8 protein-coding genes are annotated in these 16,848 nt (G+C 59.5%); 3 read left to right on the forward strand and 5 right to left on the reverse strand.

What is annotated here, in order from left to right; all coding sequences use genetic code 11:
• Positions 1–60: 60 nt before the first annotated feature.
• From ACF8SD_RS14805 to ACF8SD_RS14815, 3 genes are all read left to right on the forward strand, one after another.
• Positions 61–798 carry a molecular chaperone gene (locus ACF8SD_RS14805; RefSeq protein WP_392484608.1) on the forward strand — a complete coding sequence of 246 codons (738 nt, stop codon included), beginning with the start codon at positions 61–63 and terminating at the stop codon, positions 796–798.
• Positions 799–824: 26 nt separating this feature from the next.
• Complete coding sequence (locus ACF8SD_RS14810; protein ID WP_392484609.1) at positions 825–3,320, forward strand: fimbria/pilus outer membrane usher protein; 2,496 nt, start codon at positions 825–827, stop codon at positions 3,318–3,320.
• 184 nt (positions 3,321–3,504) lie between these two features.
• A complete protein-coding gene (locus ACF8SD_RS14815; RefSeq protein ID WP_392484610.1) occupies positions 3,505–4,455 on the forward strand; it encodes a fimbrial protein in 951 nt (316 codons plus the stop codon).
• 65 nt (positions 4,456–4,520) lie between these two features.
• Here ACF8SD_RS14815 and ACF8SD_RS14820 read toward each other — a convergent pair whose 3' ends face one another.
• From ACF8SD_RS14820 to ACF8SD_RS14840, 5 genes are all read right to left on the reverse strand, one after another.
• The gene (locus ACF8SD_RS14820; RefSeq protein ID WP_392484611.1) at positions 4,521–8,390 is read right to left on the reverse strand and encodes an RHS repeat domain-containing protein; all 3,870 of its coding nucleotides are present in this window, start codon (positions 8,388–8,390) and stop codon (positions 4,521–4,523) included.
• A gap of 30 nt (positions 8,391–8,420) precedes the next feature.
• Positions 8,421–8,918 (reverse strand): hypothetical protein, encoded by a 498-nt coding sequence (locus ACF8SD_RS14825; RefSeq protein WP_392484612.1) that lies wholly within the window; start codon positions 8,916–8,918, stop codon positions 8,421–8,423.
• Between the two features lie 61 nt (positions 8,919–8,979).
• Complete coding sequence (locus ACF8SD_RS14830) at positions 8,980–11,943, reverse strand: hypothetical protein (RefSeq protein WP_392484613.1); 2,964 nt, start codon at positions 11,941–11,943, stop codon at positions 8,980–8,982.
• Positions 11,944–11,971: 28 nt separating this feature from the next.
• Positions 11,972–14,254: a hypothetical protein gene (locus tag ACF8SD_RS14835; RefSeq protein ID WP_392484614.1), complete on the reverse strand. Its 2,283-nt coding sequence runs from the start codon at positions 14,252–14,254 to the stop codon at positions 11,972–11,974.
• The gene (locus tag ACF8SD_RS14840) at positions 14,251–16,758 is read right to left on the reverse strand and encodes a hypothetical protein (protein ID WP_392484615.1); all 2,508 of its coding nucleotides are present in this window, start codon (positions 16,756–16,758) and stop codon (positions 14,251–14,253) included. The genes ACF8SD_RS14835 and ACF8SD_RS14840 overlap by 4 nt, the downstream gene beginning before the upstream one ends.
• Positions 16,759–16,848: the final 90 nt, after the last annotated feature.

The raw sequence follows: 16,848 nt of genomic DNA on the forward strand, positions 1-16,848 counted from the left end.
CCTCTGTCCAGATGCCGCTGTGCATCTGGACGCTCCAATCACCGCGACTCGGTCATTTTTATGCGTTCCTTCACTCGCATCTCAACGTTATTGGGGGGCTGCATGCTGCTTTTCAGCAGCCTGCAGAACACCGCCCAAGCTGCCCTCACCATCAGCAGCACGCGCATTGTCTACGAGAGTAGCCAGCGCAGTGCTTCGGTGGTAATTGCGAACCCCAGTCAACGCGCCTTTGCCGCGCAGGCCTGGATCAATACCCTGGCCGATGACACCACCACGGCGGTTCCATTCGTGACGTCACCGACCCTCTTCCGGCTAGCCGCTGGCAAGCAGCAGTCGGTTCAGATCAGCGGGTTGCCAAACGACCTGCCCGAAGACCGTGAATCGCTGTTCTTCTTCAACCTGCAAGAGGTTCCGCAAGCGGTCGACAGTCAACGCAACGCCCTGAACATCGCCTTGCGCACGCGCATCAAGTTGTTTTACCGCCCAGCCGCCGTGCAGGGCAACCCGGCCAACCAGCTCGACCAGTTGCAGCTTTCCAGAACCGTGCGCAACGGCAAAGCGCGCCTGACGCTGCGCAACCCCACCCCCTACCACTACACCTTCAGCCGGCTGGATCTGATCAAGGGCAAACAGCAAAAAGCCGTGCCTGGTGTAGACATGCTGCCGCCCATGGCCGAACTGAGCTACGCGCTGCCAGACGGGCTCGACGGCCCCGGTCTGCAGGCCATCGTCGCGGTGATCAATGACTATGGCGGCACCAGCAAGCCGCTGACGTTACGTGTGAACGACACCCCCTGATCTACCGCTCCAACGAAGGAACTTCAATGATCCTGCAACCCATCGGGTGCAGGCGTACGCGCCTGCGCCGCGTTTACCCCATGCTCCTGTCCCTGACGGCTGCCACGCTGGTGCCCCCCCCATTTGCGCTGGCAAGCGCTGAATTCGATGCCAGCTTTCTGCATCTTTCCCCCGGGCAGCCAAGAACGCATGCCACCCACGCCCTGCACGGGCTTTCAGAACAACAAGAGCTGCCGCCTGGGCGTTATTCGGTGCAAGTGCTGGTCAATCTCAGCCCGGGCGGCATACATGAACTGACCTTCGAGGCAAGGCCCGACGGGCAACTGCAGGCGTGCCTGGCGCCTGAACTGCTGGCCGAGCTGGGCCTGAGGCTGGACGCCATCGCCGACCCCGGCGCGCTGGCCAGCGCCTGCCTGGACTTACCCAGGCTAGTGCCAGGCGCACTGGCCACCTTCGACGCAGGCAAGTTGCAACTCGCAATTTCCATTCCGCAGATCGCCATGCGCCGAGATCTGGCCGGCCAGGTTGATCCGGCACAATGGGAAGCAGGCATTCCGGCGGCATTCGTCAGTTATCAGGCATCCGTGCAGCAAAGCGGCAGCCGCGCATACGGCACGCAGAACAGCCAGGACTTGTACCTCAACAGCGGTATCAATCTAGGCGGCTGGCGCCTGCGCAGCAACCAGGCCTGGCGGCGCGACCACGATGGCCGGCAAACGTGGGATCGCTCATCAACCTACGCCCAGCATGATCTGCCCGGCACCTGGGGCAATATCACCGTGGGCGAAACGTTCAGCGGCAGCGATGTCTTTCGCAGCGTGCCGGTCACCGGCGTGCGCCTGGCATCCGATACCGACATGCTGCCTGATTTGCTGCGCAGCTATGCGCCCACCTTGCGTGGGGTGGCGCAGACGCGGGCCAAACTCGAAGTATGGCAAAACGGTTACCCGATCTATTCCACCTACGTCAGCCCAGGCCCCTACGCCATCGACGATCTCAACGTGGGGGCCGCAGGTGAGCTGGAGGTGGTGTTGACCGAGGCCGATGGCCAGGTGCGGCGCTTCATCCAGCCTTACGCCAGCATCACCAACCTGCTGCGGCCCGGCGTTACGCGCTACAGCACTACACTGGGGCGCTACAACCCGGCTTATGGCAACCAGCAGCCACTGCTGTGGCAAGGCACCCTGGCCAAAGGCATGGTGTGGAATGCAACGTTGTACGGCGGCTTGATGGCCAGTGAGGGCTATACGGCTGAAGCCGTGGGCATCGCGCGCGACCTCGGGAGCATCGGTGCGCTGTCGTTCGATATCACCCATGCCCGCAGTGATCTCGCGCCGGCCGAGCCACAAACCGTACAAGGCATGAGCTACAGCGCCAGATACAGCAAGGCATTCAACAGCGGCACCCATGTGCGCTTCGCCGGCTACCGCTACTCGACCCGCGGCTATCGCGACTTCGACGAGTGGGTCAGCCAGCGCAGCAGCGACCGCTTGTTCCTTGGCAGCCGGCGCAGCCGCCTGGAAGGTTCGATCAACCAGCGCATTGGGGAGCGCAGCACGCTAAGCCTCAGCCTGTCGCAACAGGACTACTGGCAGCGCCGCGACAGCCAACGCCAGTTCCAGCTCAGCTTCAGCACTTCGCACAACGGCATCAGCTACAACCTACATGGGTCACAGTCGTTGACGCGCGACCATGCGGCGACCGACCGCCAGTTCGGCCTCAGCGTTTCGATACCGCTGGAGTTTGGCCGCAGCAGCAGCCTGAGTCTGGACGTGCAACATTCGGCCCACGGCACATCGCAGCGTGCAAGCTTGAGCAGCCAGGTCGAGCGCCTGAGCTACAACGCGTCGATAGCCTCCGACGCGCAGCGCCAGCAGGCCGCTGCGCTGTCCTTGGCCTATCAGGCGCCCCAAGCCACCCTGGGCGCGGGCCTGTCTGCGTCGGACAACCACCGTAGTTTGTCGCTGAACATGAGCGGCGCGGCCCTGCTGCATGCCGATGGCATGGAGTTGGGACCGTACCTGGGCGAGACCATCGGCCTGGTAGAGGTACCGGACATTCCCGCAGTGGGGGTACGCAACCATGGCGCAAGCCGCACCAACGCTAAAGGTTATGCGTTGGTACCGCACTTGCGGCCGTACCGGCTCAACCAATTGGTACTCGACACAGACCAACTGGCCCCGGATGTTGAAATCGTCAATGCCACCGCCGATGTGGTGCCACGGCGCGGGGCGGTGGTCAAAAGCCGCTTTGAAGCTCGAAAAGCCAATCGCGTTGTGCTCACGCTGTTCGACAGCAACCAGTTGCCATTGCCTTTCGGTAGCCAATTGCACGATGCCGAGGGCAGCGCGCTGGGTATGGTTGGCCCGGCAGGTCGCGCCGTGGTGTCGCTGCCCGATGGCATGCAGCAGCTCGAGGCCCGCTGGGGTGAGGCGCCAGACAGCGGCTGTAGTTTCCAGCTAGACCCACAAGCCATTGCGCCAGACCAGGGCTATCGCTTGCAGTCATTGCTCTGCGAATGAAAAGCCCCACTCCAGTACCTACGCCCACAATCGCCCCATAACAGCAGGACCATTCATGAATCGCTATATACCCCTGGGGCTCATCGTCATGTTATTTGCCGGTGGCCAAGTCCGTGCTGGTGAAAGATGCTCATGGTCGGAGGGTACCCAACCCACGAACTTGACGCGTGTCCTCCCCGGAATCATGCATGTCCCCCTCAACGCCACGCCAGGCGATGTGATCGGCACACCCAACCAGCGGGATTTCACCGTCTCGTCCCCAAGATCGACGATGCTTTGCTTCAACGACGGCGACGTGCTCTGGCGCTACGACACGCATGCCAACTCGGTATTCCCGGATCCGTTGCCACCGGTGGCAGGTGAGCCGTCCGATGGCTACATCCTCAACACCAATATCGATGGCGTCGGCGCCAGAATTCGCCTAAGAGAACCTTTCAACGGCTCACACCCAGGTTACTTCATGCCCGAAGGTGGGCCTGGCAATCCGTTCATTCCCTTCAATTCGACGTTTCAGTACAACAATCAAATAGGCGGGTTCACGCTCGGCGGAGTGTGGAATGAGGTGACGCTGGTCAAGACAGGCGACATCGCCCCCGGCCAGCACCACGTCGACAGCGAACTGTTCACCGGGCATCTGAGTGCCCAGGGGCTGGGGCTGGTGACGCGCTATCGCTTGCAGGCCACGGTGTTGCAAACCCAGTGCAGCCTTATTGGTGACCCGGTCGACGCCAATCCGGTTGACCTGCAGCCATGGGACAAGTCCCACTTCGTTGCCAAGGGCACCACGACCGCGATCATCCCGTTCTCGATCACCTTGAGCAACTGCCAGACAGACCCCGGCGGCTTGACGCGGGCCAGCATCGAACTCGATCCTGCCGACGGCTCAAGCCCGGTCCCCGGTCTGGATGGGGTATTCACCCTGACAACGGACTCCACCGCTGAGGGGGTGGGTATCCAGGTGCTGAAGGACGACGGCAGCCCCTTACCCCTCCAGCGCGAAGAGGACCTCAAGGCGATCCAGAATGGCACCACCGAGCTGAACTTTGGCGTCCGCTTCTATCAGACCGACGATGCCAGCGCCGTGCGCGCAGGTGAAGCGAAGGGCGCATTGAACTTCACCATCCGTTACCGCTGACAGCAAAAAAACGACAACCAAGGCGACACACGCCTTGGTTGTCGGGATCACGCTCGGCGCCAGCGTCACGCCGGGCCGTTGGTCGAAGTCAGAACGTTCATCGGATCGTAGCCATAGTCATGCTGGCGATTTTCGGCATCGGTGACCCTCCTCAGGCGATTGAGCGCATCGTATTCCAGCACACGCCCCGCATCATCGACGGTCATGTTGCCATTCGGATCATAGGCCAACTGGATTTCCGCCGGATAAAGATCAGTGAAGGTGTTGGTGATCCGTGAAAGCTGCGCAGGATCATCGTCGTTATCAAACCAATAGATCGCACGATTCTCCCCCCCCTCGAAGCGGGTCAACACCTGCCTGATGTTATCCAGCGCATCGAAACCGAACACCTGTTCAGTGATCTGTTTGCCATACGGATCGACAGGGCACAACTCGCCAGAGCACGCGTATCCGGTCAGGCGGCCGCGCGTGTCGTACTTGTAGGTTTCCTTGCGCAATTCTGTGGTGCCTTGCAACAAGGTACGCTCGGTGATCCGGTCAAACTCGTCATAGTCCTGGCTCAGCACCTGCGCCGGGTGCTGACTGAAGGTGAATGTGCGTGAAACCTCTCGCTCTAGATCGTCGTATGTCAGTTCGGTTTTCAGTGCGTTTACGCTGCCAGGGGTATTGTCGAGCGTTTCATAACTCAAGGTCCGGCCGAGCTCGTCATACTTGAACAGGCTGCTCAGTTCGCCTAACGTTGTCAGTTCGAGCCGTCCAGCGGCATCGTAATCATTGACCTGAACCTGCTCCAGAACATCCCGGTACTGCTCCATGCGCCCTTGCAGGCTGTAGACATATTCCATTGCGTACTCACCACGCTCTTCTTTATGCACTTGCCCGGTGGTGTAGTAGCTACGTGTAAATGCCTCTCCTCCTTGCTCGCTACAGCTTTTGAGACGTGCATTGTGCTCGTCGAATACATAGCTTGCCTCAGTTCCAGCCAGTGTCCTGGCTGTCGGCTCTGTTGTCAGATGGGGGCGATAGCTATAATGGATCGCTCCCATCGGCGTAATCACCTCGTTCGGCTGCGATTCACCGGGCCCGTATTTCAGAATCTGCCGACGCCCACCGGTGATGGACAAGACCTTGCGGCCCAGGCCATCGAAACCTTGCTCACCCAGCAACAGGTCATTCACTCGGATACTGATCGGCAGGTCCTGATCAGAATGCGCAGCATAGGCCCTGTGCACCACGTCGCCTTCGCGCAGGCTATGCGTCAACAAACGATCGAACCCATCGTAGCTGAAAGTTTCCTCCTGTTTTTGCGCTGCAGTGCCCAGCCCCGACACCTCCTTGATCTTGCGCCCGAACCCATCGTAATCGGTTCGCGTCTCGCTCTTAAGGACGGTCTCTTGCTCATCATCTGGCTTTTCCTTGACCAAGCGGCGAAGTGTGACTGGCAATTCAAAACGGTTCAACTGGGTCTGCGTGACCCCCGTTTTGCGACCGTTCTCCAGCTCAGCGCCTTGCTCGTCGAACATCTGCTGGCGCCATTCGCGCCTGATCGGGCCAATAGTGCCGTCGCCGATCGGGTCGGTGTGGGCGAAGTCGGCTACACCATCCGGGCCAATTACACACAATTGCTCACCCCATTCGTCGTAGCGATAATGACTGGTCAGGTCCAGGTCACCCTTGGTGAGCCAGTCGATCTCGGTTTCATCCTTCAATCGGCCCCAACTGTCATAGTTTGCCCTGTAGGCAGGTTTGGTCGACCTCTCGGCCTTGGGCGTGTACTGCGCCTGAGGCAGTTCAAGCATCCTGGTTTCCCGCTCTTCCCTGACGGTGCGGTTCACGCCATCGAAGTACGCCACGGTCATCACATCCTTCACATCGAACCGGGTCTGGGTCGCCTGCTCGCCGTCATTGGCGCACAGTGCATATTCGTATCGGCGAAATGCTTCTTCCTCCTTACCCGGGCTGACGATTTCACGTTCCACGCGAAGCAGCGCGTCCCACACGGTCATGATCTCTGTGTCGGTGTCGTCGCGGGTGAGCACCACTTCACCCGTTGCCAGCGATTGCTGGGTCCTGATTTGCTTGCTCGTAGCGTCAAAGCCGGTAACCAGCTGGTGGTCTTGCAGCACGCGCATGGCGCCACGGACCAAGGGGCCGGCGTGCTTGGCAACCCCCCAGTTCAGCGTTTCGTAGGTGTAGGCGTGCTCAGTCAAGGTATCCAACGTGTCCGGTTCATCCGTCGCACCTTTTTTCGGGTTCGGATAGCTGATCACTTGCCGCTTCAGGCGACCATGCTGCAGCGGCACAGCCGCAACGACGGTTTCATCCGCCACTTGCTCGAAACAGTGGGAAGTGGTGTTTGAATTATCCCCACTGGTGAAGGTTTCGACATCTACCGCCAGCCAATGCGTTTGCCCGGTCTGCGATTGGCTGGCGGTCAGGGTTGGCAGTTGCTGCCAGGTATAATGCGTGGTGCGCACCGGCGCCGCGCCGGAGTGGCCGGCGGCCGGGCGCTGATTCTTTTCCTTCATGTACATGACGAAGCCTTCGTCATGCCCGGGGAAACCTGGCTCCTTGGCGCTGTACCACTGGTAGGTGTCCTCCACACCACTGACGGCTTTTTGTGTCAGGAGATTACCGTAGTCGTCGTAGGTACTGGCCTCAGACAGGGTGAAATTGTTGCCGGGGTTGTTCACAAGCCACCAGCGTGTATCGATGCCGTGGGCTAACTGGCAATAATTCGGCTGTTCCCTGAAAAAGCCAGACCTCAATGCATAGGTTGTCTTGACCTCCTTGATCTGGTTACCGATGACTTCGGTTCCAGCAGCATTGCGCTCATCGCCCAGATAGGTAGTTTCCGACGTCAGCAAGTGAAACTTGTTGAACTCGCGGACGATGCTGCGTACCGGTTTTTCATCGACCCACAGGGTCTCGGTAGTGGCATAGTCATATTCGATGACTTGGCGAAACAGGTTGTCCAGGCCATCGTCGGCCCAGTCCAGCCGGATGTTGCCACCGAGGAAGTTATGGTCATCGGCGCCGTAGGTGTAGCGTGTGTCGATCGCCGGTTGCCCATGGCCTGGGTGCTGCACATGGCGGGTTACCCGCGGCAGTGGGGTCAGGCCTGAACCGATCGGGAACTGGTGGCCGCCATCGCCGTAGGTGATTTCTTCGAAACCGCCGGTCGGGGTGCGTACCTCACGCAAGCAATAGAGTCCGCGCTGCTCGCCATAGGAAAAGCGCCAACTCGCCAGGTTCTCGGTGGGCAGTTCGATGCGCTCCACCCGGCTGTCGCCGTTCAGCACCAAGGTGTAGCTGGCACTGCCGGTGTCGCTTGGCAGTGTCAGCGTGACGCGTTTGCCTTGGCCTCTGGGGGTCACCTCGAACACCACGTCGTCGCGCATGTCGGTGATTTTGCTCAGCATCGGGAAACCGGCATGGTTGGTGTATTCGAGGTCGAGCCAATGCCCCTGCGGGCTGAAGATGCGTGTCGGCACGGCCCTGGCATTTTCGCCCGTGCCTTTTGGCTCGAGCACCTCGACCACGCCGGAACGGTGCACCACGCGCCATTGGCTGTCGCTGTCCTCATACAGGTGGAAGGTGTCGATTTTCTTTTCCGACATGGTCAGCTGATTGGTCGTACCCACTCGGCCGTCGGCCTTGAAGGTTTCGCCATTGGCCAGGGAGATGATCCGCCGCCCGCGGTTGAAATCGAATTCGCTGGTGCGCAGAGTCCACCCTTTACCGTAGCCACTGTCTTGAAGACTGAGTGGACTGTAGCGCACCACAACGTCAAACTCGGGCCCCAATTGGTCGTTACCGGAAACACTGCGCAGGTTGGCAGAAAACGTGTACAAGCCTGTGCGCGGATCCACGCCACCCGACAAGTGGCTCATGAAATTGAAGGCATTTGAATGAACTAAACGGTCATTAGACATAGTGATGTTCTCCACACCGATGTCAAAAAGTCAGTAGTCGATGGTGACACAGGACAGTTTTCCACCCACACTGCCCTTTTCATATTTACCCGTTTGGTACATGACCCCCGCCGTCACGATATCCCCGGCGTTGTAGTTCTTGAGGTCCGATATTTTCAGCCAACCCGTTGTGGTCGGATTTATATAGATACGAAGCTGGAAATGCCAATCCCCACCCTCCTCTCTGCAATCGTCTTCCGCATGCAGCGTAATTAATGCTGCCGAGGGGGCGTTATCGACACGGTAAAAATACATATCATCATTTGTACAGGAATTGTTATCCCCTCCGTTGAATTTGTACGTGCCCTTCTTGATCTCGATTGAACATGAATTTTCATCGGGCTCGCCATTTTTGCCACCCGCAAAATAAATGAGGGGGGTATGTTGCGGCTTGAACGAGCCATCAGCTTGCGTTGGGCTCGAACAAGCCCCGATTGACAAACAGGCCAACGACAGCCCCAGGCTCAACATAATTGAACGGTATTTCATGGCAACGCTCCCACAAAGGATATTGAACCGGCCGGCTTCAATAAAAAGCGGCCGGTAAGTTTCATACTGGCGTGAACAGGCTATGTTCAATGTAATTCCGGTGACCAGGAACTGAGGCAGGTCGATAAGCGAAGCGCCGATAATGTGCATTACCCTTACGGTCACGCAGCAGCACCACGATATCTCGCGCAAGTAGGTCGCGTACTTCCGTGCCTGGTGCCTGGTACCTGAAATCGGGCACCCGATGATTGGTGATGACCAGACTGCCTTCTTCGAAGTTGGTCAGGCTTACCTTGGTCAAGAGCTCTTCGCGGTCCTTCATCAAGGTAAACAGTTGCTCATCGAATTTGATACGGACATCCCCCGATGCCCAATCGTCCCCATCGTCTCCATCGCCATCGCCATCGCCATCGCCATCGCCATCGCCATCACCATTGCCAGCGTCCTCGCCCTTACTCTCGGACAACCTGTCGCGGAAAATCGAGCCGGTAAAGCTGAACATGATTTCGTTGCTGTGCTCGGACTCCCAACGAATCATGGAGCGGTTGATAGGGGCGTCCTTATTTGGCTCTTTTACCGTCTGCGGCAGGAATTCGACGGTTTCGAAACGGCTCCCCATCAGCTTGAATACCCAATAGTCCAGGGTTCGCAGATGGTAGTCGAAGTCTGGGTCCCCCGGATCGTTCGGACCGCCCGCTCCACCCTCTACACGCACACGGGTGAATGTATAGTGTTCATTACCGAAGTCTTGGGGTGACACCGGTAGAATCATCACCAGGCCATTCTCTTGTCCGCTGTCTTTATCGGAAGACTCTATGCCGCCCTTGTCAGCAGCGAACGTGCTGTAAAAGGTGGTCACCGTGCCCGCACGCTCTAGACAATGAAGGTAGATATCTTGCCGGGTAATGGCTTCTTCGTTGGCAGAGACCTCGGCCACGCCCCCCATGGCCAGTTCGAAGCGGTTGGGCACCTGGCGTGTCGCCCATAGGGCCTCGTCGGCCGGTTCCAGCCCGCCGCTCAGGCTATCGGTAGACAACGCCTTCAGGCGCTGTTTGCTGATCAGCGCGTTCAAGCCGATATTGGCGCGCTCGTTAGGGCTGAGACGATAGAACTTGCCATCCACCGGTTCGGTCTCGATGACCGCCTGCAAGCGTATTGACTGAAAACCGTTGTTGAGCAACTGGCCCTTGGTCTCATTCTCTTGCCCGCCCGGCACAAAAATTTTGTAGGTCAGTATCTTTTGCCAGGAGGGTTCGTCTACCAGGGGGGGCTCGCCGAACTCCAACAGGCTATAACCGGCCGCCAGCACCACGCCGTTCTGCACCAGCTCGCACGTCACCACGCTGGTGCCCTGCTCGTCGCCAGCAGGCGCAGTGTAATTGCCCGTCGCATCCAGCGTCCCCGGCCCGGCGAGTTGCCAGCGCCTATGCGCACCTGGCAGCAGGTCCGCATCCCGTTCAGTCAACGACACAACCTCACCTGGCTGCAGGCCGACAGCACGTACGGGGTCAATCACCATCGATTGCAAACCATTGAGCATGACAAGCGCTGACCTGCGCCGTTCACCACCCGCGGCTTGCACCTGCTGGACACTCAACTGGCGCCGGCTGGCAGCCTGCCCGGCGCTGAACACATTGCGACTGCCGTGGGGCTGAGCAAGCTGACCGAGCTCGGCGCCAGACAGCGACCACTCGACACTATCGGCCTGCATCGCCGCGGCCAACGCCATGGGCGCATGGGGTGCGAACACACTGACTCGCGGCGCGATCTGAACCTGCTCGAACTGCACGATCAGATCAGTGCTCACTCGATGGGTCTGGTTTCCCTGTTCAACCTCGGCCGTGATCACCACGGTCAGGCTATGGTGGCCGATATCCTCGAGCCCCACAGCCTGGTAGAAACCGTTCCCGTCGATCACGCCATCGCCCACTGCCGAATGGCTCTGACGGCTCTGGGCATGCCATTTGGTTGCGCTCACCTCCTGCCCAGCCCGATCGCGCAAGGTGAACTTCAAGGCTTGCCCCGCAAGCACCTTGTTCGACGGCGAATCAATGGTATACAACGGCGGTATCGCGACAATATTGCCAAATACTGCAAGGTCATGGGGGGTGTGCCGTTCCCGCTCTGCGAACCGGTGCGACGTTGTGAACAGCAAAGAAGCCAGCACCTCCAGGCGGTCGTCTGTCACGTGTTCGAGCATGCTCTTGTCCACGACCATGGTCGCGGAATAGCGCTCGCGGCCATCGTCATCGCGGTCATCGGGAATCAGATACGGAAACGTCTGCGCAGGGTCATGCCCCGGACCGGTATTGGCCCGCAGCTGGATGAATGCAAGCACTGCACCGTCCCCGTAGTTATCAGCACCCAGCGTCTGGGCGCCGGGCGCCGCCTGGGTCACGAGGCTGAAGTGCGTCGGTGTCAAAGCGGAATAGCCCGAAAAATCCAGCATGCCGAGCTCGAACTGACTGCGATGCGCGGGCAACTGGGCAAACTGCTCCTGGATAGCAGCAGCGATCAGGTCATTGACCCGCGGGTCCTCCCCCGCCAGGTTGCAGCTGAAGGTCGACGCATCGGCCAGGTCCAAAATTACCCTCCCGCGCCGGTCGACCGAACCGGTCACCAGGCGCAGCTCGATCTCCAACACCAGCGTATAGCCCATCGACTCATCGATGATGAAACGCGTCAGCAGGTTCTCGGCCAAGGGCGACTGACGGCTGTAGACGCCCGCAATGATGGGAAACGTCAGCTGCGCCCGCGAATCGCGCAACGAGGCATTGGCGAACGACAACAGCGGCGCGCCGAACTCGATCTGGCGCAAGACGCTGCGGGTGCGGATGTGATCGTTGTGGTCGACATCGATGTTCAACAGCGGTAGAAAACTATAGTTGGTCGAGCGCTGCCGGTATTGCGCGAACAGCAAGTCATTCAAGCGCGAGCGGCTGAATGCCGCAACGGCGCCCCAGCCGTTGGTGATGTTGCGCCTATCCATTCGCGCCAACACATGCTCGATAGGATTGTTAGACATGACATTCTCCTGAAAAGATGCCCTGGGCTCATGCCAAGCGAGCGGAGGGTGCCAGCAACTGGCGGGTCAAGGTGGTAAAGCGGTCGGTCTGCAAAGGCATGATCTGGTGCCCCTCGAAAACGCCGAAGTCACCGCTGTCGAATGTTGCAAACACCAGAATCCCTGGTGACTGCGGCCCGCTGCGGGCGGGCTCATAAAGGCCGGTGTCACGCTCGATCTGCCCCGTGCCAACCGCCAGCGACCAGACGGCCTGTACTGGGCGGCCGTTCAAATAGGCGACGAATTGCAGGTTGCCATCGGCCTTCACTTCGTCGGCCAGCGCAACCACCAGACCAGGCGTGCGCTGGGTCACCAGCACGTGCACGGTCTGTTTCGCCAGCGGCTCGTCAGAGGCGACTTCGAGCGACTCCAGCCAATAGGTTGTCCGGCTGGCTGGGTCGGCTGCTTTGGCGCTGTAAACGCAGCGCTGTCCCTGATCCTCCTCCCGCGTCTCGCCGCTGTGCTCAGGGTCGTGGGTGAGCATCGTCCAGCTCAAGGGATTGGTGCCCAGGGCGGCAACATCCAGCACCCCGGCGCTGAACGTGCGCTGCGTTCCGGCTTGCATCACCGTGATGAAGGGGTTGGCCGTCAGCGCCTGGCGCAGCACGGTCACCACGGCCACGCTGCGTTGCCCTGCCGGGTTGGAGGCAATCACCAGCACTTGCCCGGAACGCCGCTGTAGCGTGTGGGCGGGCGGTGCCTGGTACTTCCCTTCGTCGAAGCTGCCGGGGTGCGTGGGCCCACCTGGCAGGCTTTGCAACGTCCAGGTCAGGGCTTGGTCCTGCGGGTTATCGACGCTGAATTCATGCGAGCTGCCAGCGAGCAGATTGACCGCATCGTCGCGGATGACAAACCCGGCCGGATTGCTCAGCGCTCCTGAAACCGACAGTGCGCCAGGGAACGCCAGGCTCGTTGGCTCTGGCTGAACGTTCAGCGCTGTCCCGAATGCCAGCGCGCTGAGCCAGCGTTGCGCTGGCGCGCCGTCAAGTTTTTGCGCAAGCGCCAGCAGGATGGCGCGCTTGACGGCGTAGGCGGCAAAGTCCTCTGCCTGCCAACGCAGCTGCTCGTTCTCCTCGCCTTCGGGAAGGCCGCGCAAGGCCCGCGCCTCCTGCGCTTCAGGCCAGGGCGAGAAAAACTGCCCTTCCAACCAGCCTTGGCTGGGGTCTGGGTTGGCCAGCAAATACAGGCGATGGCGCAGTGAAAGCTCAAACTCCGCGGTAAATTCAAGCGGCACTTCTGCACCGTGCGGCAGGCAGCTGAACGCAATGGTGCATTGGCCATTCCACTGTTGAGTGGCCATGTCCAGTTCGAAGGTCGCTGCAAGCCCACCCAGCGCATCCACGCGGAAAGCTTCGCCGGTGAAGGTGTACTGGCTAGACTGATAAACCGTAGGGGGAACCGCCAACGTGCCCGCGTCAGCGACCACCTCGACAAGCTGCCCATCCTCGAACCGATCGCAGAAACGCCCTCCCTCCAGCATCTGGGTGAAACCGGCCACGAATGCATTGCGGTGCAGCAACCGCGAGCTGAGCAACTGCACGGCAGCATCGGGCTCGGGAGGGTCCGCCAGCAGGCGTGGGAAACCGTCGACATTCGGAAGATCACCGTCCCGGCCATACTGTGACGAGGCGAACACGACCAACGTATCGCCTTTGCCATCGCCATCGGCTTGGGCCCCAAGGCGCGCGGACTTCAGCGCCAACGCTGGCTGCCCTTGTTCCCCACCCACCAGCAGGTAGTCGAGTTTGCCTGGCTGCGCGGTCAACTGCTGGCGCAACCACTCACCGGCCAACACCTGCTCGGTGGCAGCATCGCTCACGGCCAGGCGCATGTCCTCCCCTTTGGATACATCCAGCACCAGCGCCCCATCCTTGAACTCAGCGCTTACCTGCTGCCTGAGCGCCATGCTCTGCAACGGGTCATGTTCAGAAATGCTGAGCACCTTGTAGGGCGCTTCGGCCCTGACCTGCGTTCCGCCGTGCAACTCGGCGAACATGTCGAGTCGCACGCTCTCGTATGCAGTGCGCGAGATTTCGACTTGCGGCCCTGACAGCTGGTAACCCGCCAAATGGTAAGCGATATTGCTCATTTCGATTTCAAGCGTGCCCGCAATGCCAGCGACTTCCTGGCCGAGGCTCAGGTGGGTGGCATGGGCCAGCCTGAGGGCCGCATTGCCAGCGGTGAGTGCCACCCCGGTAATGCTGTCCCACTGCAGCAGATCCGGGTTGGCCGGCAGCCACTCGGCCAGGTGGGATGGATTGTTCTCGCTCATGACTTGCCCTCCGATGGATTTTGACGTACCTGGTAAGCCCCGACACCCAGCACCGCATCCTCCAACTTGGCGGGCGGCAAGGTCTGCACGACGTAACCCTGATAGATCCCAAAACCTTCGGTGTTACGGGTTGCAGTGATGAGGGCAAACGGCTCTTGGCTGCCTTTATCGGGGGTGTAAAGGCCAGCACAATCGATCTGGCCTGGACCGCGCAGGGACCACTCAACGTCTTTCGGATCCTGCACATAGTCATTGATGACTGCGGTCAATTGAACGGTGCCCGCCTCCTCGTTCACTTCGCGGCGAATCCTCATCAAATCTTTGTTCCCGCCTTCCGTGATCAGCACTGCGGTCTGTTGCGTCGAGGAATTACTGAGCACCACCTCATCGACAGTGAAGGCCGCCAGCTCGCGAGGAGACTTGTCATCAAGGGGCGGCATCGTGGCGGGCCCTTTGTAAACTGCTGCCAGCCCACTTGGGTTCAGTTGGCCATGGGTAGGCGTTGACCAGCGCAAGTCCTTGCTGTCGCCCAGATAGCCTGCCTGCAACTGGACCTCGCCGCCGGCATGCGTCACATAAAACAGCGGATTGATCTGCAAAGGGCGCTTCAACACGGTGATCAGCGCCGAACTCCTGAAGCCGTTCTGCGTATGCTGCGCATTGACCCGCAAACGAACGAAGGCGCCGTCGAAGTCCGAGGCATCGGGTGGGGTATAGACGCCGCTGCGCGGATCGATGTGGCCGATCTTCTCGCTGCTCACACTGTCGAGCACCGGTTCGCATGTCCAATTCAGCTGGCCGGACTGATCCGGAAGGGTGGCGAACGGCTTGGGCGCACCGCCTGCCATCAAGGTATGTTCCATGGGCTCGATGGCAAAGGCGGTAACGATCGGGTTGACCGCGCCATACAGCGCGATATCGCGTGGCGCGAATTGGTCCTGGCCAATGAGAACATTGCCGAAATTGAGCTTGATGGTTTCGCTTACCAGCCCACGGACCGAATCGGAGAACTCGAAACTGCGGGCCAACGCGGCATTTACTATTTGCTCGAGACTCGGGTAACCGAGCTCGTTGACCATCTTCAATATGTTGGTGATGGCGTTGTCGAACCACGTAAAAACTAGTCCCTCCCCCACCCTGATTATCCAAAAGGCGATCCTGAGCCTAGGATCCTGGGGATCGAGCTCAGGGGGCTTGATGGCGCCAATGCAAGGCGCAGGCTCCTTGACCGCGCTCATAGTTGTGTCGTCGAATTGCAGGGTGCCGCCCGCCTCATCGACAAGCTTGTACGTGGTGGTGAATTCATATTCAAAGGTATCTTCACTACGCTCAAAGAACGCAGAGGTATCGAAGTCGTATTGCTCGAGGACGCGAGCGATTTCCCCGGTCGTGTCATCCAGAGAAACCGGCTGGACACCCAACACACCGGTTACGCGCCAAGAGAGCTCTACGAGGTCGTCTTTCATAGACACGCTCAACTCATCCGCCATGCTCAGCTTGATGGCCTCGATGTCGAACTTGAACACCATGTGCCAGACGACTCCAAAGTCATCAGGCGGTGTATCGAACGGATAGGTATGACTGTGCTTAGGCAACACCAGCTCGCCGCGTTTGGCGACCGCGCCTGTCAGCTTGCCTTCATCATCGAAAGTCAGTTCGAACTCTACATTGCTCGCGATCCCTTTGAGGGATTCGAGCAACTGTGCCAACATGATTCTTTCAGATTGGAATATCACCGCCGCGTCATACGCTTTGTCTCGCGGAATCAGGTAGCGGTAGTCTTTTCCGGGAAAGTTCCCTTCTTCACTTCCTAGAAAGCGCACAAAGGCCAGCACCGCGCCTTCTTCATCCTCCGAATCGCGCCCGCGTGCCTGGGTACGCAAAGCAAAAGATGCGGCGCGCAATAGCGGATCGGAGCCCGCTTCAATCTGGCCCAGCGGGAATACGCGTTGTTCGTCCGCCAGCGCTTCGAACTTCTGTCTGAAGTACTCCCCCGCCAGCCTTCGCTGACCCGGATCCTCTGACAGCGGTATGCTGAAGTCGGAGCTTTCATTGAGGTCAAGCCGTAGCCGCCCGTCTCCACTCACTACACCCGGTACTTGATCCAGCCACAGGTCCAGGCTCAGTACCGGCCCCTGCAGCGGGCCAGTTTCACTGATCTCGTGGACTTCCCAGCTGTTACCGATGCGAGTCAAATTCATGTACGTGCCCGACATCACCTGCATGTGCAAGCGCGCTGTGGAATCGTTGGGCTGCGTGCTGGTAAAGCTCAATCTTGGCCAGTCCAGCGTGAACTCATTCAGCGCAAAACGCCCGGCGCTGCCATTGGCAATACTCCCCGTGATGGGCGGTAGATAAGCGCTGGTCTTGAACCGTTGTATATAAGCCTGGAGCAACAATCGGTTGAGCTTGGAGCGGTCCATGCTGGAAATCATGCCCCAGTTCAGATGACGGGGCTGCTGTTTTAACCATGCATATAATTCATCGAAACTGTAATCAGCCATGGCCTTATCCTCATTGAAATGGTTCTATCTGGGTGTAATAACGCGCACGACAGCGTGCGCCGTACTTGCAGACCTTGTTATAACTGAGGC

It is taken from the genome of Pseudomonas sp. CJQ_9 (genome assembly GCF_043106615.1).
GTDB classification, from domain to species: domain Bacteria; phylum Pseudomonadota; class Gammaproteobacteria; order Pseudomonadales; family Pseudomonadaceae; genus Aquipseudomonas; species Aquipseudomonas juntendi.

Coding starts and splice junctions, on each gene's coding strand:
- ACF8SD_RS14840 (WP_392484615.1), bottom strand. CDS start 16,758: ATGGCTGATTACAGTTTCGATGAATTATATGCATGGTTAAAACAGCAG.
- ACF8SD_RS14830 (WP_392484613.1), bottom strand. CDS start 11,943: ATGTCTAACAATCCTATCGAGCATGTGTTGGCGCGAATGGATAGGCGC.
- ACF8SD_RS14815 (WP_392484610.1), top strand. CDS start 3,505: ATGCATGTCCCCCTCAACGCCACGCCAGGCGATGTGATCGGCACACCC.
- ACF8SD_RS14805 (WP_392484608.1), top strand. CDS start 61: ATGCGTTCCTTCACTCGCATCTCAACGTTATTGGGGGGCTGCATGCTG.
- ACF8SD_RS14825 (WP_392484612.1), bottom strand. CDS start 8,918: ATGAAATACCGTTCAATTATGTTGAGCCTGGGGCTGTCGTTGGCCTGT.
- ACF8SD_RS14820 (WP_392484611.1), bottom strand. CDS start 8,390: ATGTCTAATGACCGTTTAGTTCATTCAAATGCCTTCAATTTCATGAGC.
- ACF8SD_RS14810 (WP_392484609.1), top strand. CDS start 825: ATGATCCTGCAACCCATCGGGTGCAGGCGTACGCGCCTGCGCCGCGTT.
- ACF8SD_RS14835 (WP_392484614.1), bottom strand. CDS start 14,254: ATGAGCGAGAACAATCCATCCCACCTGGCCGAGTGGCTGCCGGCCAAC.